The sequence below is a fragment of the Geodermatophilus marinus genome, from assembly GCF_003428645.1.
Classification (GTDB): Bacteria; Actinomycetota; Actinomycetes; order Mycobacteriales; family Geodermatophilaceae; genus Geodermatophilus.
Map to the genome: position 1 here is coordinate 36,293 of NZ_QVQH01000015.1, position 19,154 is coordinate 55,446.

Sequence of the window (19,154 nt, forward strand, 5' to 3'; positions counted from 1 at the left end):
TCCCGGCGCCCGTCCCGGGGAACCCCGGTCAGCACGCACGCACACCACGAGGAGGAGCCGTGACCGAGCCCGAGGACCGGCGGCAGCCGGGGGACGACGAGTCGCACGCCAGCGTCGGCGGGGACGCCGGCACGCCCGGCGCCGGCCGCACCGAGCGGGAGACCGCGGTGGACGACGACCTGGGCCAGGGGGACGCACCGCAGCGCTGACCCGGGGGGTGGCTGCGCCGCCGGGGGGTACGCCTCTCCCGTGCCGGAGCCGCCGCGCCTGCCCTCGGAGATGCTCCTCCGCTACACGGACGTGCCGGAGGGGCGCATCCGGACGCGCGTGCTCGGGACGCGGCGGCCGGGGGGCCCGCCGGTCGTCGTCGTCCAGGGCATGGCCGTGTCGGACTACCTGCTCCCGGCCTGCGCGGCGCTCGGTGCGTGGACCGAGGTGCACCTGTTCGACGTCCCCGGCTTCGCGGGCAGCGGCCGGCCGACGCGGCGGCTCGACGTCCGCGGTTACGGCGAGGCCCTGGCGCACTGGTTGGCGGCGGCCGGGCTCGACCGCGCCGTCGTGGTCGGCCACTCCAGCGGCACGCAGGTGGCCGCCTGGGCCGGCGTGCTGGCCCCCGACCGGGTCGCGGGCGTGGCGCTGGCCAGCCCGACGATCGACCCGGTCGCGAGGCCGTGGCCGAAGCTGCTCTACCGGTGGCGCCTCGACGCCCGGTCGCCCTCGCCGGGTCTGGAGGAGAACCACGTCCCGGAGTGGAAGCGGGCCGGCGTCACCGGGGCGCTGCACCTGGTCCGGGTGCACCTCGCCGACCGGATCGAGGAGCAGGTCGCCCGCCTCGACGTGCCCCTGCTGGTGATCCGCGCGGAGGACGACCGGCTGACGACCGACCGCTGGGTGCGCGCCCTCGCGGCCTCCGCGGGCGGCGAGCTGGTCACCGTGCCGGGTGCGCACGCGTTCCTGTGGCTGGACCCCGAGGCCTGGTCCGCGCCCCTGCGCGGGCTGGCCGCCCGGGCGGGCTGACGTGCGGCGCGGGGGCCACGTCCGGCCGGAGGACGCGGTCGCGTCCTTCGACTCGGCCAGCGCGCTCCTCCTCGCGCTGGCGCGGGCGCTCGACGGGCAGGACTTCCCCCACCTGGGCCAGGCCCGGTGGAAGGCCGCGCTCGTGCGGGCCAGCGCCCTGCTGCCCCCGCCGCTGCGCTGCCGGGCCTACGCCGTCGCCAGCGGGCGCGAGGGCCTCCCCGCCCACCGGCTCGGGGACGTCGACCTGGACGAGGTGGCCGGCTGGGTGGCGCGGGCGTACCCGGACCGCCGCTTCCCGGCGGTCCTGGTCGGGTCCTCGAACGGGGCGCTGACCCACCTGGCCGCCGCCTGCGACATCCCCTGGCTGCCCCAGACCCTGCTCGTGCCGGTGCGCCGCCGCGGGGCCGACCCGCAGGACATGACGGCCGCCCTCGAGTTCGGGGCGCGCCACGGGCCCGCCCTGCTCGCGCGCAACCCGGGGGTCGAGCTGCACCAGATGCAGGACGCGAACCAGGACGCGCTCAGCGGCTCGCAGATGGCCTACTTCCGGGTCAAGTGGACCGGCCTGCCACCGGCGTACGAGCGCTTCCTGGCCGAGCGGCTCGCGCCCGGGGCGCCGCTGGTCGTCGTCCGCGACACCTCGACCTGGCCGGTGACCCGGGTCGGGGCCCGGCACGTCTTCCAGGTCGGTGCGCAGGGCGGGATGAGCCCCCGGGAGTACCTCGACGCCCCCGGCGTGCCGGCACCCGACGAGACCTCCGCCGAGGCCGAGTGGGGGTTCGCCGACCCGCTGCTGGCCGCGCTGCGGGAGTGGGCACGCCGCTCGGCCCACCCGGTGGTCGAGCTGCGGTACGGGCACCCGCAGGACCCCGCGGCCGCGGTGGCCGATGTGTTCCGGGCGTGGGCGCGGGCCCGCGGTGGCGCGGGCCGGCGGCTGCTCGTGAGCTCGTTCGTGGTCCACGACCCGTGGCGGACGATCACCACGGGGTCCGTGCCGTTCTGGACCTTCTTCCCCGTCCAGGACGCCGCCCGGGCGCTGGCCGACCACCTGGAGCGGACGTCCTACGACGACGTCGACGTCCTGCTGTTCAGCCACGGGGTCCGGTCGCGCGGGCTCGCCGACGCCGCCACCTGGCAGCGCCTCGCCGGACGGGCCCGCCACCGCGGCCGGCTGCTCGGCGTCGACCCGCGGGCGTTCCCGGCCGACTTCGCCGTCTTCGCCCGGTACGCCGGGGCGCTGCGGTCGCTGCCCGACGCGGGGCTCCCGCGGACCCCGCTGGCGCTCGACGACGCGCTCGCCGGACTCCGCGGCGCGGGCGGGATCTCGGTCGTCCGTGGCTGAGCGGCCGCGCGTGGCGGGACGCCTGCGGGGTAGGGGACCGGCAGCCGAGCGGGCGAGGAGGACCCCGGATGCCGGGACCGGCGGAGGAACGGTGACCGAGCACCACGACCGGGTGCGCGCCCTCGCGCGGCCGCTCCGGGACCCCGGCGACCTCGACCCGCTGCTGGATCGGGTCGGGGACGCCCGGGTGGTCCTGCTCGGCGAGGCCTCGCACGGCACCCACGAGTACTACACCTGGCGGACGGCGATCACCCGCCGGCTGGTGACCGAGCGGGGCTTCTCGTTCGTCGCCGTCGAGGGCGACTGGCCCGACTGCCACCGGGTGCACTGCTCGGTCACGCTGGCCTCGACCGCCGAGGACCCGCGCGAGGTGCTGCGCGGGTACGAGCGGTGGCCGACCTGGATGTGGGCCAACGAGGAGGTGGCCGACCTCACCCGCTGGCTGCGCGCGCACAACGCGGGGCAGCCCCCGGAGACCCGGGTCGGGTTCCACGGGCTGGACGTCTACAGCCTGTGGGACTCCCTGCGCGCCATCCTGGGCTACCTGCGCGAGCACGAGCCGGGCTCCGTCGACGCGGCGCTGGCGGCCTTCCGCTGCTTCGAGCCCTACGCCGAGGACCCCCAGGCCTACGCGCGGGCGACCCGGCTGGTGCCGACCAGCTGCGAGGGCGCGGTCGTCACCGTGCTGCGGGAGCTGCGCGCCCGGGTCGCCCCCGACGGCGGCCCCGACCGGGACGCGGCCTTCGTGGCCGAGCAGAACGCCCGCGTCGCCGCCGGCGCGGAGGCCTACTACCGGGCGATGGTGCGCGGCGGGCCGGGGTCGTGGAACGTCCGCGACCGCCACATGACCGACACCCTCGACCGGCTGCTGGTGCACCGCGGCGACGGGGCGCGGGCCGTGGTGTGGGAGCACAACACCCACGTCGGCGACGCCCGGTACACCGACATGGCCGACGCCGGCATGGTCAACGTCGGCCAGCTCGCGCGGGAGCGGTACGGCGAGGACGACGTGGTGATCGTCGGCTTCGGCAGCCACCACGGCAGCGTCCTCGCCGGCGACGCCTGGGGGGCGCCGGTGCAGCGGATGCCCCTGCCGCCGGCCCGCCCCGGCAGCACGGAGGCGCTGCTGCACGACGCCGTCCCCGACGCCGCCGCGCTGTTCGTCGTCCCGCCGGACCCGCCCGGCTGGCTGCGCGCCGAGCGGGCGCACCGCGCGGTCGGCGTCGTCTACCACCCGCAGGCCGAGCGGTGGGGCAACTACGTGCCGACGGTGCTCGGCCGTCGCTACGACGCCTTCTGCTGGTTCGACGAGACCCGCGCGCTGACCCCGCTGCACGGCACGCACCCCTCGGGCGGGGAGATGGAGACCTTCCCGGATGCGGACTGACCCGGCGGGGGAGCGCCCCGTCGCCGTCCCCGCGGCGGGGGCCGTGCTGGCCGGCGACCTCGCCCTCCCGGCGGGCGCCCGCGGCGTGGTGCTGTTCGCCCACGGAAGCGGCAGCAGCCGGCACAGCCCGCGCAACCGGCAGGTGGCCGCAGCCCTCCGGGAGGCCGGTCACGGCACCCTCCTGGTGGACCTGCTCACCGAGGCCGAGGAGCGGGTCGACGCCCGCACCCGTGAGCTGCGCTTCGACATCGGGCTGCTGGCGGGGCGGCTCACCGGCGCGGCCGACTGGCTCGCCGCGGAGCCGGCGACCGCCGGGCTGCCGGTGGCCCTCTTCGGCGCCAGCACCGGCGCGGCCGCCGCCCTCGTCACCGCCGCCGACCGGCCGGACGCCGTCCGCGCGGTGGTCTCCCGGGGCGGCCGCCCGGACCTGGCCGGCGCCGCGCTGGCCCGCGTGCGGGCGCCCACGCTGCTCGTCGTCGGGGGCGCCGACGAGCAGGTCCTCGGGCTCAACCGGGACGCCGCCGCCCGGATGACGGCCGAGCACGAGGTGGCCGTCGTCCCCGGGGCGACGCACCTGTTCGGCGAGCCGGGGGCCCTGGAGCGCGTCGTCGAGCTGACCGTCGCCTGGCTGGACCGCTGGGTACCGGGCGGCTGAATGGAGGTCGGCCGCGGTCAGCTCGTCGCCAGCCCGCCCCCCTGGGCGCGGCTGCCCGGGTCGATGCCCAGGTCGCGGAGCAGGTCGGCGTCGTCCTCGGTGTCCACCTCGACGCCCAGCTCCCGCTCGGCGCGCGTGGCCTGTTCGGCCTTGCCGGCGGCGCGGAGCACCTGGACGACGTGGCTGCGGGCGATCCGCACCCTTCCCCTCCGATCAGCTGCGGCGACGCTGCGCCGGGGGCGTACCCGCGCCGGCGCCCGGTTACCCCCCGCGCGGTCGGCGCGGGTCGACCGCGTCGGGCGGGCCCGGGTCGTCGGGTCGGGGACCTCGTCGAGGCGGATGTCGCCCGTCCCGTGGTCGTGGCCCACCCGGTCGTGCCCCGCCCGACCGGCGGCCGGCCGGCCGCTGCGGTAGGCGTAGGAACGGCGGGAGGTGCGATGGCGGGGACGACGGACGCGGGCCCGGGGCGCCCGCGGGTGCACGAGCCGGACGTGGGCGTGAGCGCGGGCCGGGCGACCGGCGGTGCGCTGCTGTTCGCGCTGCCGCTGTTCATGACGATGGAGGTGTGGCAGCTCGGGCTGTCCATCCCGCGGTACCGGTTGGCCCTGCTGGTGGCGGCCACCGTCGTCCTGGTGGTGTTCCTCAGCCGGCTCTTCGGCGCCGGCGCGACGGGGCTGCGCCGCCGGGACTACCTGGCCGACGCGGGGGTGGCGCTGGTGATGGCCGCGCTGGTCGCCGCGGTGGCCATGACCGTGTTCGGGGTCGTCGTCCCGTGGACCGACTGGCCGGGGGCGCTGTCCGTGGTGGCCTTCGCCGCCCTCCCCGCGGCGGTGGGTGCCTCGTTCGCCCGCAGCCAGCTGGGGGCCGGGAGCCGCCGCTCGGAGACCGAGGCCTACGGCACGGAGGTCCTGCTCATGGCCGCGGGCGCGGTGGTCCTCGCGGCGAACATCGCGCCCACCGAGGAGATCGTGCTGCTGGCCGCCACCGCGGGCCCGCTGCTGAGCGCGGTCGTGGTGGTGCTGAGCCTGCTGCTCATGCACGGCTTCGTGTACCGGGTCGGCTTCAAGGGGCAGGAGGTCGAGGGCGGTCCGCTGCGGGCCTTCCTGCTGCTGACCACGGTCGGGTACGCGGTGGCGCTGGCCGTCTCGGCCTACCTGCTGTGGACCTTCGGCCGGTTCGACGGGGTGGACGCCTCGGTGGCCCTGGCGCGGTCGGTCGTCCTCGCCGTCCCGGCGAGCCTGGGCGCCGCCGCCGCGCGGCTGGTCCTGTGAGCGGGGGCGCGGGGGAGGGCGAGCGCCGCGAGGGCGGGACGTCGCCCGGCGAGTACGTCGTCGGCGCCCTCGGGCTGGTGCTGGTGCTCGGGCTGCTGGCCTTCCTGCTCTGGGACGGGCTGGTGGAGCGGGAGGGCGGCCCGCGGCTGGCCGTCGTCGTCACCGGGGTCTCCCCGGCCCCCACGGGCTTCTCGGTCGGGTACGAGGTGCGCAACTCCGGGGGCGAGACGGCCGAGCAGGTGGAGGTCTCCGGCGAGCTGACCCGGGAGGGCTCGGTCGTCGACGAGGCGACCGCCACCGTGGACTACGTCGCGCCGGGCAGCCGGCGCCAGGGCGCGCTGCTGTTCGGCGAGGACCCGCGGGACGGTGAGCTCCGGGTCGCCGTCGACGGTTACGTGCTGCCCTGAGCGGGGAGGACGGCGCGGTGACCACCCGCATCGGCATCGTGGGTGCCGGCTTCATCGCCGGCCGGCACGTCGACTCCCTGACCGCCCTGGACGGCGTCGAGGTCGTCGGGGTCGCCGATCCCCGCACCGACCGCGCCGAGGTGCTCGCCGCGCGCGCCGGCGGGGCGGCCCACGACCGCTGGGAGCGGCTGCTCGACGCCGGCGGGCTCGACGCGGTCTACGTGTGCGTGCCGCCGCACGCGCACGGGGCGGTGGAGGACGCCGTCGTCGACCTCGGCCTGCCGCTGTTCGTCGAGAAGCCGCCGGCCCGGGACCTCGCCACCGCCGAGCGGCTGGCCGGCCGGGTGGCCGCGGCCGGGCTGCTCACCGCGGTCGGCTACCACTGGCGCTACCTGGACACCGTGGAGCTCGCCCGGCGGCTGCTGGCCGGCGCGCCCGCCCGCCTGGTGCTCGGCGCGTGGCTGGACAGGGCCCCCCGGGTCGAGTGGTGGGGCCGGCAGGACGGCTCCGGCGGCCAGGTGGTGGAGCAGCTGACCCACCTGCTCGACCTCGCCCGGGTGCTGGTCGGGGAGGTCGAGAGCGGCTGGGCCGTGGGCGCGCGGTCGCCGGACGGGCCGGGCGACATCCAGGACGTCGGGACCGCGTCGGTGCGCTTCGCCTCCGGCGCCGTGGGCTCCTTCACCCACAGCTGCCTGCTGCCCCGCGGCTTCCGGATCGGCCTGGAGGTCGTCGCGCCGGGGCTCGGGCTGTGGCTCACCGAGCACCAGGTGGCCGTCTCCGACGCCGAGGGGGAGCGGGTGGTCGAGCGCGCGTTCGACCCGGTCGAGGTCGAGGACGCCGCCTTCGTCGCCGCGGTGCGCGGCGAGGGCGACGGCGTCCGCGCGACCTACGCCGACGCGCTGGCGACCCACCGGCTGGCGGTCGCGGTCGCGGCGGCGGCCGCCGGCGGCGGGGAGGTCCGGCTGTGAGGGGGGTGCGCACGATCGGCGTGGTGGCGCCCGGCGAGCCGGCGCTGCTGGACGACGAGGAGCCGGACCCGGGCCCCGGTCAGGCGTGGGTGACCACCGAGTGGAGCGGGATCAGCGCCGGCACGGAGGTCGCCCTCGTGCGCGGCACCGACCCGCACCACCGGCTCTCGTGGGACGGTGACCTGCGGGCCTTCCGCGACGACGGGCCCCGGGCCGGCTACCCGGTGCTCCGGCTCGGGTACATGGAGGTCGGGCTGGTCACCGGGAGCCGCGCGCCCGGGCTGGCGGAGGGCACGCGGGTGGCCATGGCCTACGGGCACCGCACCGGCTGCTGCGCGGACCCGGGGGCGGCCCCGGTGATCCCGGTGCCCGACGACCTCGACCCGCTGCTCGGGGTCTACCTCGCCCAGATGGGGCCGATCTGCGTCAACGGCCTGCTGCACGCCGCGGCCGGGATCGCGGGGCCGGCCGCGGGCGTGGACGCCGGGGTCCGGGACCGCTGCGTGCTGGTCACCGGGGGCGGGGTCATCGGGCTGCTGTCGGCCCTGCTCGCCGACCGGCACGGTGCCGCGGAGGTCGTGGTCGCCGAGCCGTCCCCCGCCCGGCGCGCCGTGGCGGAGGCGCTGGGGTTGGCGACCGTGCCCGGCGACGCGTGGCAGGCCGTCAAGGAGCGCTGGCGGCACGGGCCGGGGGACGCCGGCGCCGACGTCGTGCTGCAGTGCCGGGGGCACGACGCCGCGCTGGCCACCGCGCTGAAGGCGCTGCGGCCGCAGGGGACCGTGGTCGACCTCGGCTTCTACCAGGCCGGCGCCGAGGCGGTGCGGCTCGGCGAGGAGTTCCACCACAACGGCCTGGCGCTGGTCTGCGCCCAGATCGGCCGGGTGCCGCGCGGGATGGCCGGGGCCTGGCCGCGGACCGCGCTGGCCGAGGTCACGCTGGACCTGCTCCGCGCCCGGGGGGCCGACGTCCGGGCGCACGTGGTGACCGACGTGCTGCCGTTCGCCGACGGGCCGGCACTGCTGGCCGACCTCGCCGGTCGCCGGCTGCCCGCCCCGCCGCTGCAGGCCGTCCTCCGCTTCGACCCGGCCTGACCCCGGTCTACCGCGGTTCCCTCGACAAGTCGGCGCCGCCCTGGGGCCCACGGGCGTAGCGGCCGCACTTGTGCCGGAAGTCGGGCGGCGGGACAGTGGTGCCATCGCCGCGGACGCCGGGGGAACCGTGCTCGCGCGGCGGCCTCAGGGGAGGGGCCGTCATGGGCTGGGCGATCACCACTGCTGTCGGGTTCGTGCTGGCCACGGCCCTCGTCGTGTGGTTGGGGCGGGGCGTGACCGCCCGCTGGGAGGTGGACCGGCGCGGCCGCGGGACCGCGAGGACCGGGGCGGGTGCCGGGCCGATGCCGGGGCGACCCGGCCGGCTGCGGGCGCGGCTGCGCGGCGGCCTCCCCGAGGCCGCTCGGCGTCTCGTCGGTCCGGACATCACGGGGTGGCTCGCCCGCCCGCGCGGCCCCCAGCGCCGGGAGCGGCGGGTGCGCATCCCGCACCTGGGCCGGCCGCATCTCCGCGCGCCCCACCTGCACGTGCCGCGCCTGCACCTACCCCACCCGTCCCCCCCTCGTCTGGCGATGCCCCGCCTGCACCTGCCGCGGGTGGCCGACCGCGCCCTGCACCGGTCCGGTGGACGCACGCTGCACGTGCCCTTGCTGCACGTGCTGCGCCCGCATGCGCCGCGCCGGAACCGGCACCGGGACGACGAGGGTCCCGCGACCGAGCCACCTTCCTGAACTGCTCCCTCCCCGGAGCCAAGGGCGTCTCGGTTCTCCATCGAGGTTGTCTCGACAGCGGGTGGGCGGTCGGCGAGGAGGCTGCGAAAACCCCGGGCTGGCTCCTCAGGTGGACCTGCGTGCGCGTCCGTGACCTGGGCCTTCCTCCGTCCACACCCGTTGCCCAGTGGACGTGTTCGAACGTATGACCGACCCATGCCCCCCGTCGCGGACCCGGTCGCCGCACCTCCTGTCGATCCGGTCGGCGTGCCGCCGGCTGCGGGCTGGGCGGAGGGTGCGCTCGGGGCCGTGCAGGAGGCGGATCGGGAGATCGCCCGGTGGACGGCGGTGCGGGCGCGGGCGGTGGCGGCCTTCGCCGCGTCCCGGCCGTCGTCGGTGGACCGGCCGCAGGGGCAGCGCGGGGCGATGAGCGCCGAGCGGTGGGCGGCGCGGCCGGAGCTGCTGCGGGCGGTGAGCGAATGGGCTACCCCGGAGCTGGCGGTGGCGCTGCAGGCCGGTGCGGTGGGTGCCGAGCAACTGCTGGAGCGGTCGCTGACGCTGGTGTCCCGGCTGCCGGGCACGCTCACCGCCCTGGAGTCGGGGCTGCTGCACACCGGGCACCTGTGGCCGCTGCTGGGCAAGGTCGCCCCGATCGCCGACGACCGCGTCCGCGCCGAGGTGGAGGCGCTGCTGCTGGGCTGGGTGGCCGCCCGCGCCGCCGGCGGGCGGGTGACCACGCCGGGGCAGCTGGGGGACAAGGCCCGCCGCGAGGTGGCCCGGCGGGACGCGGCCGGGGCGGCCGATCGGCTGGCGCGGGCGCTCAAGGGCCGCGGGGTGTTCTTCCGGGCCGATGACCGCGTCGAGGGCATGGCGACGGTGACCGCGGCGCTGGGGGTGCCGGAGGCGCGAGCGCTGGTGGCCGCCCTGGGCGCCTACGCCGACGCCCTGGACGACCCGCCCGGGTCCCCGCCGCGGTCGCGCGGGGAGAAGATGGCCGACTGCCTGCTGGAGCTGGTGCTGCGACCGGGGAAGAACGCGCTGCCGCCGGTGCAGGTGCTGCTGACGGTGGTGGCCTCGGTGTCGACGCTGGCAGGTGGGGACGCCCCCGGTGAGGTCGACGGGCAGGTGGTCCCGGCGGAGATGGTGCGGGCGCTGTTGCGGGCGGTGAGCGGGTTCCGGCTGCCCGACGGGGCAGAGCCCGCACCCGAGGGCGCCGGTTCCGACGGTGCTGCCGTTCCCGGCGCCGGCTGCGCCGGGGCGCCGGGGCCGTGGGAGCAGGAGGCCCAGGCCGAGCTGGAGGCCTGGTGGGCCGAGCTGGAGCTGCGGGTGCTGGCCGGGGCCCTGGGCGAGCAACCCGACCGCGCTCCCGCCCCTCCCGGAGACGATTCCGGGCTCGAGGACACGCGGCCGGAGGACGCCTGGCGTGGCGAGGCGTGGCTCCGGGACGCCTGGCCGGAGGACGCGTGCCCCGAGGACGCCTGGCCGGAGGACACGTGCCCCGACGACGCGTGGCCCGAAGACGGAAGGCATGCGGGTGAGCCGTGCTCCGCCTCTCGGGTCGGGGGGACCGGCGAGCCCGAGACCGGGAACCGGCCGGCGGGCGGGGTCGAGGAGGGGAGCGAGGTCACCGCGACCGCCGCCGGCGAGGCCGCGGCGACGGGTGACGACGACCCTGGCGCCGGCTGGTGGGCGGCGGCGGACCGGGCGCTGCAGGATGCCGGGCAGGCTGCCTGCGCCGCGCTGCAGGCCCTGGGCCGGGCCCGCACCGCGGTGCGCACCGCCCAGGCCGCCACCGCGGCCGTCCAGGCCACCTGGGCGACCGGCCCGGCCGGCCGGGCCACCGCGGCCGCCGACGCCCTCACCGCCCTGGCCGCTCTCGCCGAGGACCAGCGCGAGCAGCTGGGCGCGCTGCTGGCGGCCACCGCAGGCGGCGGTCTGGCCGACCGCCCCCGCCTGGCCCTCACCGATGCCACGACGGGGGCGCTGCTGGCCCTCACCGACCTGCCCGAGCTGCGCCGCGCCGCGCACTGCGGTGCCGCGGCCTGCCGCCGGGCGCCCGAGACGTGCGATCACGACCTGGGCGCGCGACCCGGCCTGGGCCTGCCCGGCCCGACCGCCGGCTACCGGCCCGGCGCGGCGCTGGACCGCTTCGTGCGCGCCCGTGACCGCCGCTGCCGCTTTCCCGGCTGCCGCCGTCGGGTACCGGCCGGCGGGGAGCTCGACCACACCCGCGCCTGGCCCGACGGGCCCACCGCCGCGGCCAACCTGGCTGGCTACTGCACCACCGACCACCGCGGCAAGCACCAGGCCCCGGACTGGACCCACACCCAGCACCGGGACGGCACCCTCACCGTCACCACCCCCAGCGGCCTGACCGCCACCACCGACCCACCGCCCTACTGAGCAAGGCGCCAGGCCGGGGGACGCACGGGTGTAGCACGTGCGGGACGGGCTCAGCGCACCACCGACCGGGAGTAGCACGTGCGCTCCGGGCTCAGCGCACCACCGACCGGAACAGCTCGACGAGGCGGTCGGTGTGCGCATCGAAGGTGTGCCGCTCCCGGGTCGCGAGCGCGGCCGCGGCTCCCCGCCGGGTCGCCACCTCCTCGGCGAGGCCGGCGGCCACCTCGTCGGCCGATCGGTAGAACAGCCCGGTCCCGTCACGACGCAGCACCCGCTCCACCGACACCGCGTGCCCGGGGTTGGCCTGCTGCAGGAGCGGCAGCCCGGCGGCGAGGCACACCGGGAGCCGGGCCGGGGAGTTGAGGTCGTCCCAGACCGCCCGGCGCAGGTCACCGCCGTTGCTGCTGGCGAAGCGGTGCAGCCAGCCGGCGTCGTAGCGGGAGAGCACCCGCACCCAGTCCTCCGGTCCCACCGCTGGGTGCACGTGCACGAACCCCGGCGCTGCGGCGAGCGCGCGGTCCAGCCAGCCCGCCCACGCGCCCTTCGGTCCCGGCGCCCGCACCTGCCCGTGCAGGTGCGTGTGCACCCCGCGCCGGGCGAGCTCCAGCACCCACTCCAGGTCCAGACCGGAGGGACGGCCCACGACCACCGCGTGCGGCCGGCCGTCACGGTCGGACAGCTTCGCGGAGCGCGGGGCGTCCAACCAGTCCCGCGCGGGCAGGTCGCCGTCCAGGACGCCGAGCCGGGCGGGGTCCACCCGGCCGGCCAGCGCGCGCGCGAACCAGTCGCGCTCCTCCTCGGTCGCCAGCAGGCAGGCGTCGGCGCCGCAGACCAGGTCGGCCAGCAGCGGCCACTCGCCCCGGGCGACGCTGCGCTGCGGTGCCTCCTTGAACGTCCACACGAACGGCAGGGCCGGGAACGCCGACCGCACCGCGTGCGCGAACGGCACCGCACGCCAGTTCAGCTGCGCCCACACCACGTCCGGGGCGAGCGCGGCCACCTCCTCCCGCCAGCGGTCCCGGTCCAGGTCCGGCACGTGCCCGAACGGCAGCGGCCCGACGGTGGCGTCGCCGAGGCCGTCCCGGGTCCACAGCCCGGTGAGCCGGTGCCCCCGCGCCGCCAGGGCCAGCACCCGCTCCGGGTTGAACGCCAGCTCCCCGACCAGCAGGACCGACAACCCGTCGTCCGCGGGCGGGTAGGAGCGCGCCCGGAACCGCGCGTAGCGCACCACCTCGTCGACCTCGCCGCCGTCGCTGGACGAGAACCGCAGCGGCCCGGGCACCCGGTACCGGCTGCGGAAGACGTTGAGCCCGCCGTCGAAGGCCTCGCGCAGCGCCCGGGACCGCTGCGCCGGGTGCCGCGTCCACGAGCAGGTGACCCGCCCGGTGCCGGCCGACCGGCCGCCCGAGCGGAGCCGGTCCCACATCAGCCGGGCCAGGTCGTCGGTCTCCAGCTCCGCCCGCTCCGTCCACCGGTCCGCCGTCCGAGGGTGCGCCACCTGCACGAGCTGCTCGTACGGCGTGCCCGACGGCTCCGCCAGGTCCGAGCAGGCGAGCGCCACGCCGGGCTCGGCGAGCGCCTCCAGCAGGGTTCCCAGGTGGTCCGGGAACCAGACGTCGTCGGCGGGCAGGTAGGCCACCACCGGGACGTCGAGGGCGTCGAGCCCGGCGTTGAGCGTGGCGCCCAGCCCCCGGTTGACCGGCTCCCGCACCAGTCGCATCCGCGGGTCGCCGACGGCGGACACCACGGCGGCCACCGCGGCGCCGTCCCGCGAGCCGTCATCGAGCACCAGGGCGGTCCAGTCGGCCACCAGCTGCGCGCGCAGCGACTCCAGGGCCCGCGGCAGGAAGGCAACCTGGTCGTGCACCGGGACGAGGACCCCGGCCCGCACGCCACCGCCCCGCACGCCACCGCCCCGCACGCCACCGCCCCCCATGCCACCGTCCCTCACTCCACCGCCGCTCACGTCACCGCCGCGACCGCCGGCAGCCCGCACACCCGCGCGTAGACCCCGGCGACCCGCCCGGCGAGCGCGGGCCACGCGTACGCCGCGGCCTGCTCCCGCGCCCCGGCCGCCAGCCGCGCCCGCAGCTGCGGGTCGCCCGCCAGCCGGTCGAGCGCGGCGGCCAGGGCGGCGACGTCCCCGGGCGGCACCAGCAGCCCCGTCTCACCGTCCCGCACCACCTCGGGGATGCCGCCCACCGCGCTGGCCACCACCGGCAGCCCGGCGGCCATCGCCTCGGTGAGCACCGAGCCCATCTCCTCGTACGCCGACGGCAGCGCCAGCACGTCGAGCGCGGCCAGCACCCCCGGTACCCGTTCGTGCGGCACGAAGCCGGCCAGGGTGACGCGGCCGGACGCCGGGCTGTCCCGGACCGCCCGGCGGACCAGGCCGGCGTCCGGCCCGTCCCCGACCACGACCAGGGCGGCGGGGGCGCGCATGCGCCCGAAAGCCGCCACGAGCAGGTCGGCCCGCTTCTGCGGCGCCAGCCGCCCCACGTAGCCGATCCGCGGCCGGCCCACCGCAGGGAACGGGTCGGCGCCGACGCCGGTGAACAGCTCCGGTTCGAAGCCCGACGGGATCGTCGACACCCGCTCGGCGGGCACCCCGTCGGCCACCAGCGCCGCCGCGGCCCGCGCGGTGAGGACGACGACCGCGTCGGCGCGCCGCAGCGCCGAGCGCTCGACCAGGCCGCCCAGCCGGCGCAGCAGCCGGGCCCGCGGGGAGCCGCCGGTGAGCGTGTGCCCCACGCTGCAGTGCACCGTCACCACGAGCGGGCAGCGGTGCCGCCGCGCGGCGAGGCGGGCCAGGGGGAGGGTCGCGAGGTCCTCGCCCTGGTGGGCGTGCACCACGTCCACCGGCCGGGGCGGCCGGCGCAGCGCGACCGGCAGCGCGGCCAGCGCCCACAGCTGGCGCAGCCGGCGCACCGGCACCCCGGTGCGGTGCACGGTGGCGGCCCGCCCGAGGCGGTCGGTCCCGCGCGGCGCCGCGAGCCGCGAGGTCACCACCGTCTGGGTGTGGCCGGCGGCGTCCAGGCACCGGGTGAGCGAGGCCGTGTGGTTCTGCATGCCACCGATCGGGTCGAAGCGCGCCGCCCGCCCGTCGAGGTCCCCCGGCCCGGACGGCGGCTCGAAGACGCTGCACAGTCGCAGCACGTTGAGGGGGCGCATCGGACCTCCCAGGGGCTGGTGGCTGCCGGGAGCGGGCAGGAACCGCAGTGAACCAGAGTTACGGGACGGCGGCGGGCGGGAAGGACCCGGCAGGTGCACGGCCCGCTCGCCGACCCCGCCACCCGCCGGGTGGCCCTCGTCCGGCTGCGCGTCGGCCTCGGCGACCTGCTCTGCTCGGCGCCCGCGCTGCACCGGCTCCGGGCCGCCCGGCCGGACCTCACCGTCACCCTGGTGACCTGGCCGGAGACGGCGCCGGTGGTCGAGCGGCTCGGCGGCGTCGACGAGCTGCTGCCCTTCCCCGGCGCCGAGGGCATCCCCGAGCGGGCACCGGACCCCGCCGGCTGGGCCCCGTTCGTGGCCGCCGCCCGCGACCGCCGCTTCGACCTGGCCCTGCAGGTCTACGGCGACCGCCCGGCGGCCAACCGGGTGACCGCCGCCCTCGGCGCCCGGCTCACCGGCGGCTTCGCCCCCACCGGCTGGGGTCCGCCGCCGGGCACGGGGCCGCTGCACCTGCGCTACCCGGTGCACCTGCACGAGGCCGAGCGGCACGTGCGGCTGCTCGAGCACCTCGGGCTGCCACGGCGCGAAGGCCGGCCCGCGGCCGGTCCCCCGGAACTGGCCTTCCCGCTGAGCCCGGCCGACGAGGCCGGGCACCGGGCCACCCTCGCCGCGCACGGCCTGGTGCCGGGTGGCTACGCCGTCCTGCACCCGGGCGCCTCCTCGCCGACCCGTCGCTGGCCGGCCGGGCGCTACGCCGAGGTCGGGGACGCGCTGGCCGCCGAGGGGCTGGCCGTGGTCGTCACCGGCGTGCCCGCCGAGCGGGAGGTCACCGCCGCGGTCGTCGCGGCCATGCGCGCGCCGGCCGTCGACCTCACCGGTGCCACCGGCCTCGGCGGGCTGGCGGCGCTGCTGCGCGACAGCGCGTTGCTCGTCGGGAACGACACCGGCTCGGCGCACCTGGCGGCCGCCGTCGGGGCCCGCAGCGTCACGGTGTTCCTGCCCGGCGACCCCGTCCGCTGGGCCCACGCGGGGCCCCGGCACCGGGCGGTGGTCGCTGACGTGCCCTGCGCGCCGTGCCCGCACCTCGAGTGCCCGATCGACTTCCGCTGCGCGGCCTCGGTGCGGCCCCGCGACGTGCTGGCCGCCGCCCGGGCCGTGGTCGGGGCACCCGCGTGAGCGGGCGGGTCTCCCTCGTCTGCGACTCCGACGCCTGGGGCGGCGCCGAGGTCTACCTCACCCACCTGCTGCGGCGGGCCGCCGGGCTGGGCTGGACGGCGTCCCTGGTGGTCGCCGAACCCGTGGCCGCCGGCTTCGAGCGGGTCGTCCCCGCGGAGCGGACGGCGGTGGTGCCCCTCTCCCGGCACCGCGGCTCCGCGCCCGCCACCCGGGCGGCCCTGGCCGGGCAGCGGCCCGACGTCGTCCTCGTCAACCTCGTCGACCCCGGCTCCAACGCCGCGGCCGCCGCCGCCGCGCTCACCGTCGCCCCCACCGTCGGGGTGCTGCACCTGGCCGGCGACACCGGGGAGGGCGAGCGGGGCCGGTACCTGGCCGGCGTGTACGGCGCCATGGCCGCGGTCCTCACGCCCGCCGCGGGGGCCCGCGCCCAGCTGCGGGCCGACTACGGGGTGGACCGGGTGCACGTCGTGCCCAACGGCGTCGACGTCCCGGCCGACCCCGCGGGGCCGGCCGGGCACCCGGTGCCGCGGATCGGCGCGCTCGGCCGGCTCACCGCGCAGAAGGGCGTCGACGTCCTCCTCGACGCCGTGGGGCGGCTGGTGGGGGAGGGGACCGCCCTCGAGGTCGTCGTCGGCGGCGCGGGCCGCGACGGCGACCGGCTGCGGTCCGCGGCCCGCGGTCTGCCGGTCGCCTTCACCGGCTTCGTCACCGACGTCCGCGGCTTCCTCGCCGACCTGGACCTGTTCTGCCTGCCCTCGCGGCGGGAGGCCCTGCCGCTGGTGCTCCTCGAGGCGATGGCCGAGGGGCTGCCGTGCGTGGCGGCCGACGTGGGGGACGTCGCCGTCGCGGTGGGGCCGGACGCCGTCGTCGTCCCGCCGGGGGACCCCCGCGCCCTGGCCGCCGCCCTGCGCGACCTGCTCGCCGACCCGGCGGGCCGGGCCGGGCTGGGCCGGCGGGCCCGGCGCCGGGCGGAGACGTGCTCCGACGCGGCGGTCATGGCCGCGCGGACGTTCGCGCACCTGGCCGCGGCGCGCCGCTGAACAGCCGCGCGAACCGCCGCGTGGGCCGCCGCGTGGACCGCCGCGTGTGCCGGGCACGGCGGTGGGGCACCGCAGGGGCGCGCGGACACGGGCAGGAGCTGGATGCTGTCCCCACCCACGACCACCGCGCAGCGACCCGGGAGGACCCCATGGCCATCGCCACCGTGAACCCCGCCACCGGCGAGACCCTGCAGACCTTCGACGAGCTCTCCGAGGAGGCCGTCGAGGAGCGCATCGCCCGGGCCGCGGCCGCCTTCGCGACCTACCGGCTGACCTCGCCGCAGGAGCGGGCCGGCTGGCTGCGCTCGGCCGCCGACGTCCTCGACGCCGATGCCAAGGCCGTCGCCGAGCTGATGACGACCGAGATGGGCAAGGCGCTGGCCGCCGCCGAGGCCGAGGTGGCCAAGTGCGCCAAGGCGCTGCGCTACTACGCCGAGCACGGCGAGCGGATGCTCGAGCCGCAGCGCGCCGACGCCGAGGCGGTGGGCGCGACCGAGGCCTACCTCGTGCACCAGCCCCTCGGCGTCGTCCTCGCGGTCATGCCGTGGAACTTCCCGCTCTGGCAGGCCATGCGCTTCGCCGCGCCGGCCCTCATGGCCGGCAACGTCGGGCTGCTCAAGCACGCCAGCAACGTCCCGCAGACCGCCCTCTACCTCGAGGAGCTCTTCCGCAAGGCCGGCTTCCCGGACGACGTCTTCCAGACCCTGCTCATCGGGTCCTCGGCCGTCGAGCGGGTCGTCCGCGACGACCGGGTGGTGGCCGCCACCCTCACCGGGAGCAACGCGGCCGGCCAGGCGGTCGCCCGGGTCGCCGGGGACGTCATCAAGAAGACCGTGCTCGAGCTCGGCGGCAGCGACCCGTTCATCGTCATGCCGTCGGCCGACCTGGACAAGGCGGCCGAGGTCGCCGTCACCGCGCGCTGCCAGAACAACGGGCAGAGCTGCATCGCCGCCAAGCGGTTCCTCGTGCACGCCGACGTCGCCGAGGAGTTCACCCGGCTCTTCGCCGACAAGCTCGCCGCCCTCACCGTCGGCGACCCCATGGAGCGGGGCACCCAGGTGGGCCCGCTGGCCACCGAGTCCGGCCGCGACGACGTCGAGCGCTACGTGCAGGACGCCGTCGACAAGGGCGCCACCGTGGTCACCGGCGGCACGCGGGTCGACCGGCCGGGCTGGTTCTACGCGCCGACCCTGGTCACCGGTGTGACCCCCGACATGGACCTGTACTCCGAGGAGGTGTTCGGCCCGGTGGCGGCGCTGTTCACCGTCGCCGACCTCGACGAGGCGCTGCGCATCGCCAACGACCACGTCTACGGACTGGGCGCCAACCTGTGGAGCGAGGACGAGGACGAGCGGGCCCGCTTCATCCGGGACGTGCAGTCCGGCATGGCCTTCGTCAACGGGATGGTCACCAGCTACCCGGAGCTGCCTTTCGGCGGGGTGAAGCAGAGCGGCTACGGCCGCGAGCTGACCGAGCTCGGCATGTTCGAGTTCACCAACGCCAAGACCGTGTGGATCGGCCCGTCGAGCAGCCGGCAGGCCGAGGGCGACACCAGCACGGCCAGCGAGTGACCGGTCCGGCGGGAGGAGGCGGTCCGGACGGGTCCGGTGTAACGACGTCCGTGCGGGCGGTCCGCTACGGCGGGCCGGAGGTCCTGACCCTCGCCGAGGAGCCGGTGCCCGAGCCCGGCCCCGGCGAGGCACGGGTGCGGGTCCGGGCGGCCGGGGTGAACCCGGCCGACTGGAAGACCTACAGCGGCGCCTTCGGCACCGATCCGGCCCGCCTGCCGCTGCGGCTGGGCTTCGAGGCCGCCGGCGTGGTCACCGCGGTGGGGGAGGGCGCCGCGGGGCCGGCCGGCCCGCTCGCGGTCGGCGACGAGGTCATCGGTTTCCGGCTCTCCGGCGCCTACGCCTCCGACGTCGTCGCCCCCGGGTCGGCGTTCGTCCCGAAGCCGGCCGGGCTCTCCTTCGAGGCGGCCGGCGGCCTCATGCTCGCCGGCGCCACCGCGGTGCACGCGCTCACCGCCACCGGCGTCGGGGAGGGCGACACGGTGCTGGTGCACGGCGCGTCCGGCGGGGTGGGGCAGATGGTGGTCCAGCTCGCCCGGGCCCGCGGCGCGCGGGTGGTCGGCACCGCGGGGGAGGCGAGCGCGGACGTCGTCCGGCGGCTCGGCGGCGAGCCGGTCCGCTACGGCGCGGGGCTGGCCGACCGGGTGCGCGACCTCGCGCCCGGCGGCGTCGACGCCGCGGTCGACACCGTCGGCGCCGACGAGGCGGTCGACGTCTCGCTCGCCCTGGTGCCCGACCGCGGCCGCATCGCCACGATCGCCGCCTTCGAGCGGGGCGCCGCGGAGGGGATCCGGGTGCTCGGCGGCGGCCCCGGTGCCGACCCCGGCACCGAGCTGCGCGACGCGGCCCGCCCCGAACTCGCCCGGCTGGCCGGCGAGGGCCGGCTGGTCGTGGCGGTGGCCGCCACCTTCTCGCTCGCCGAGGCCGCCGAGGCGCACCGGCTGGGCATGCAGGGCCATACCCACGGCAAGATCGTGCTCGTGCCCTAGG

18 protein-coding genes are annotated in these 19,154 nt (G+C 78.2%); 15 read left to right on the forward strand and 3 right to left on the reverse strand.

Annotated features, from left to right (window positions below; translation table 11 throughout):
• Positions 1–59 precede the first annotated feature (59 nt).
• The 5 genes from D0Z06_RS25430 (at position 60) to D0Z06_RS16155 (ending at position 4,401) form a co-directional block, all read left to right on the forward strand.
• A complete protein-coding gene (locus D0Z06_RS25430; protein WP_158580000.1) occupies positions 60–209 on the forward strand; it encodes a hypothetical protein in 150 nt (49 codons plus the stop codon).
• A 40-nt stretch (positions 210–249) separates the two neighbouring features.
• Positions 250–1,017, forward strand: a complete 768-nt coding sequence (locus tag D0Z06_RS16140) for an alpha/beta fold hydrolase (protein ID WP_117378580.1) — start codon at positions 250–252, stop codon at positions 1,015–1,017.
• Position 1,018: 1 nt separating this feature from the next.
• The gene (locus tag D0Z06_RS16145) at positions 1,019–2,359 is read left to right on the forward strand and encodes a hypothetical protein (RefSeq protein WP_117378581.1); all 1,341 of its coding nucleotides are present in this window, start codon (positions 1,019–1,021) and stop codon (positions 2,357–2,359) included.
• 91 nt (positions 2,360–2,450) lie between these two features.
• Positions 2,451–3,746 carry an erythromycin esterase family protein gene (locus D0Z06_RS16150; RefSeq protein WP_117378582.1) on the forward strand — a complete coding sequence of 432 codons (1,296 nt, stop codon included), beginning with the start codon at positions 2,451–2,453 and terminating at the stop codon, positions 3,744–3,746.
• Positions 3,736–4,401, forward strand: a complete 666-nt coding sequence (locus D0Z06_RS16155; protein WP_117378583.1) for a dienelactone hydrolase family protein — start codon at positions 3,736–3,738, stop codon at positions 4,399–4,401. The genes D0Z06_RS16150 and D0Z06_RS16155 overlap by 11 nt, the downstream gene beginning before the upstream one ends.
• A 17-nt stretch (positions 4,402–4,418) precedes the next feature.
• Here the strand turns inward: D0Z06_RS16155 and D0Z06_RS16160 are convergent, their stop codons facing one another.
• Positions 4,419–4,601 carry a hypothetical protein gene (locus D0Z06_RS16160; protein WP_117378584.1) on the reverse strand — a complete coding sequence of 61 codons (183 nt, stop codon included), beginning with the start codon at positions 4,599–4,601 and terminating at the stop codon, positions 4,419–4,421.
• Between the two features lie 237 nt (positions 4,602–4,838).
• Here D0Z06_RS16160 and D0Z06_RS16165 point away from each other — a divergent pair, with 237 nt between their 5' ends.
• The 6 genes from D0Z06_RS16165 to D0Z06_RS25435 all read left to right on the forward strand — a co-directional run bounded on the left by D0Z06_RS16165 (position 4,839) and on the right by D0Z06_RS25435 (position 11,209).
• Entirely contained in the window at positions 4,839–5,672 is an 834-nt protein-coding gene (locus D0Z06_RS16165) for a TIGR02587 family membrane protein (RefSeq protein WP_117378585.1), read from the forward strand.
• The gene (locus D0Z06_RS16170) at positions 5,669–6,079 is read left to right on the forward strand and encodes a TIGR02588 family protein (RefSeq protein ID WP_158580001.1); all 411 of its coding nucleotides are present in this window, start codon (positions 5,669–5,671) and stop codon (positions 6,077–6,079) included. The genes D0Z06_RS16165 and D0Z06_RS16170 overlap by 4 nt, the downstream gene beginning before the upstream one ends.
• A gap of 17 nt (positions 6,080–6,096) precedes the next feature.
• Complete coding sequence (locus tag D0Z06_RS16175) at positions 6,097–7,047, forward strand: Gfo/Idh/MocA family protein (RefSeq protein ID WP_117378587.1); 951 nt, start codon at positions 6,097–6,099, stop codon at positions 7,045–7,047.
• Positions 7,044–8,138: a zinc-dependent alcohol dehydrogenase gene (locus D0Z06_RS16180; RefSeq protein WP_117378588.1), complete on the forward strand. Its 1,095-nt coding sequence runs from the start codon at positions 7,044–7,046 to the stop codon at positions 8,136–8,138. The genes D0Z06_RS16175 and D0Z06_RS16180 overlap by 4 nt, the downstream gene beginning before the upstream one ends.
• A gap of 161 nt (positions 8,139–8,299) precedes the next feature.
• Positions 8,300–8,827, forward strand: coding sequence for a hypothetical protein (locus D0Z06_RS16185; RefSeq protein WP_117378589.1), 528 nt, complete (start codon positions 8,300–8,302; stop codon positions 8,825–8,827).
• A 288-nt stretch (positions 8,828–9,115) separates the two neighbouring features.
• On the forward strand, positions 9,116–11,209 hold the full coding sequence (locus tag D0Z06_RS25435; RefSeq protein WP_158580002.1) for an HNH endonuclease signature motif containing protein: 2,094 nt from the start codon (positions 9,116–9,118) through the stop codon (positions 11,207–11,209).
• A gap of 91 nt (positions 11,210–11,300) precedes the next feature.
• Here the strand turns inward: D0Z06_RS25435 and D0Z06_RS16200 are convergent, their stop codons facing one another.
• Both D0Z06_RS16200 and D0Z06_RS16210 read right to left on the reverse strand, forming a co-directional pair.
• Positions 11,301–13,145, reverse strand: coding sequence for a glycosyltransferase (locus D0Z06_RS16200; protein WP_117378591.1), 1,845 nt, complete (start codon positions 13,143–13,145; stop codon positions 11,301–11,303).
• A gap of 26 nt (positions 13,146–13,171) precedes the next feature.
• A complete protein-coding gene (locus tag D0Z06_RS16210) occupies positions 13,172–14,380 on the reverse strand; it encodes a glycosyltransferase (RefSeq protein WP_117378592.1) in 1,209 nt (402 codons plus the stop codon).
• Positions 14,381–14,473: 93 nt separating this feature from the next.
• On the opposite strand from D0Z06_RS16210, the gene D0Z06_RS16215 reads away from it, so the two are divergent.
• The 4 genes from D0Z06_RS16215 (at position 14,474) to D0Z06_RS16230 (ending at position 19,153) form a co-directional block, all read left to right on the forward strand.
• Positions 14,474–15,556, forward strand: a complete 1,083-nt coding sequence (locus D0Z06_RS16215; protein ID WP_117378593.1) for a glycosyltransferase family 9 protein — start codon at positions 14,474–14,476, stop codon at positions 15,554–15,556.
• A complete protein-coding gene (locus tag D0Z06_RS16220; RefSeq protein WP_117378594.1) occupies positions 15,553–16,596 on the forward strand; it encodes a glycosyltransferase in 1,044 nt (347 codons plus the stop codon). Before D0Z06_RS16215 ends, D0Z06_RS16220 begins: the two co-directional genes overlap by 4 nt.
• Before the next feature lie 149 nt (positions 16,597–16,745).
• Positions 16,746–18,167, forward strand: coding sequence for an NADP-dependent succinic semialdehyde dehydrogenase (locus D0Z06_RS16225; RefSeq protein WP_117378595.1), 1,422 nt, complete (start codon positions 16,746–16,748; stop codon positions 18,165–18,167).
• A 50-nt stretch (positions 18,168–18,217) separates the two neighbouring features.
• Positions 18,218–19,153: a quinone oxidoreductase family protein gene (locus D0Z06_RS16230; protein WP_117378596.1), complete on the forward strand. Its 936-nt coding sequence runs from the start codon at positions 18,218–18,220 to the stop codon at positions 19,151–19,153.
• Position 19,154 lies beyond the last annotated feature (1 nt).

Coding starts and splice junctions, on each gene's coding strand:
- D0Z06_RS16155 (WP_117378583.1), top strand. CDS start 3,736: ATGCGGACTGACCCGGCGGGGGAGCGCCCCGTCGCCGTCCCCGCGGCG.
- D0Z06_RS16165 (WP_117378585.1), top strand. CDS start 4,839: ATGGCGGGGACGACGGACGCGGGCCCGGGGCGCCCGCGGGTGCACGAG.
- D0Z06_RS16185 (WP_117378589.1), top strand. CDS start 8,300: ATGGGCTGGGCGATCACCACTGCTGTCGGGTTCGTGCTGGCCACGGCC.
- D0Z06_RS16200 (WP_117378591.1), bottom strand. CDS start 13,145: ATGGGGGGCGGTGGCGTGCGGGGCGGTGGCGTGCGGGGCGGTGGCGTG.
- D0Z06_RS16210 (WP_117378592.1), bottom strand. CDS start 14,380: ATGCGCCCCCTCAACGTGCTGCGACTGTGCAGCGTCTTCGAGCCGCCG.
- D0Z06_RS16225 (WP_117378595.1), top strand. CDS start 16,746: ATGGCCATCGCCACCGTGAACCCCGCCACCGGCGAGACCCTGCAGACC.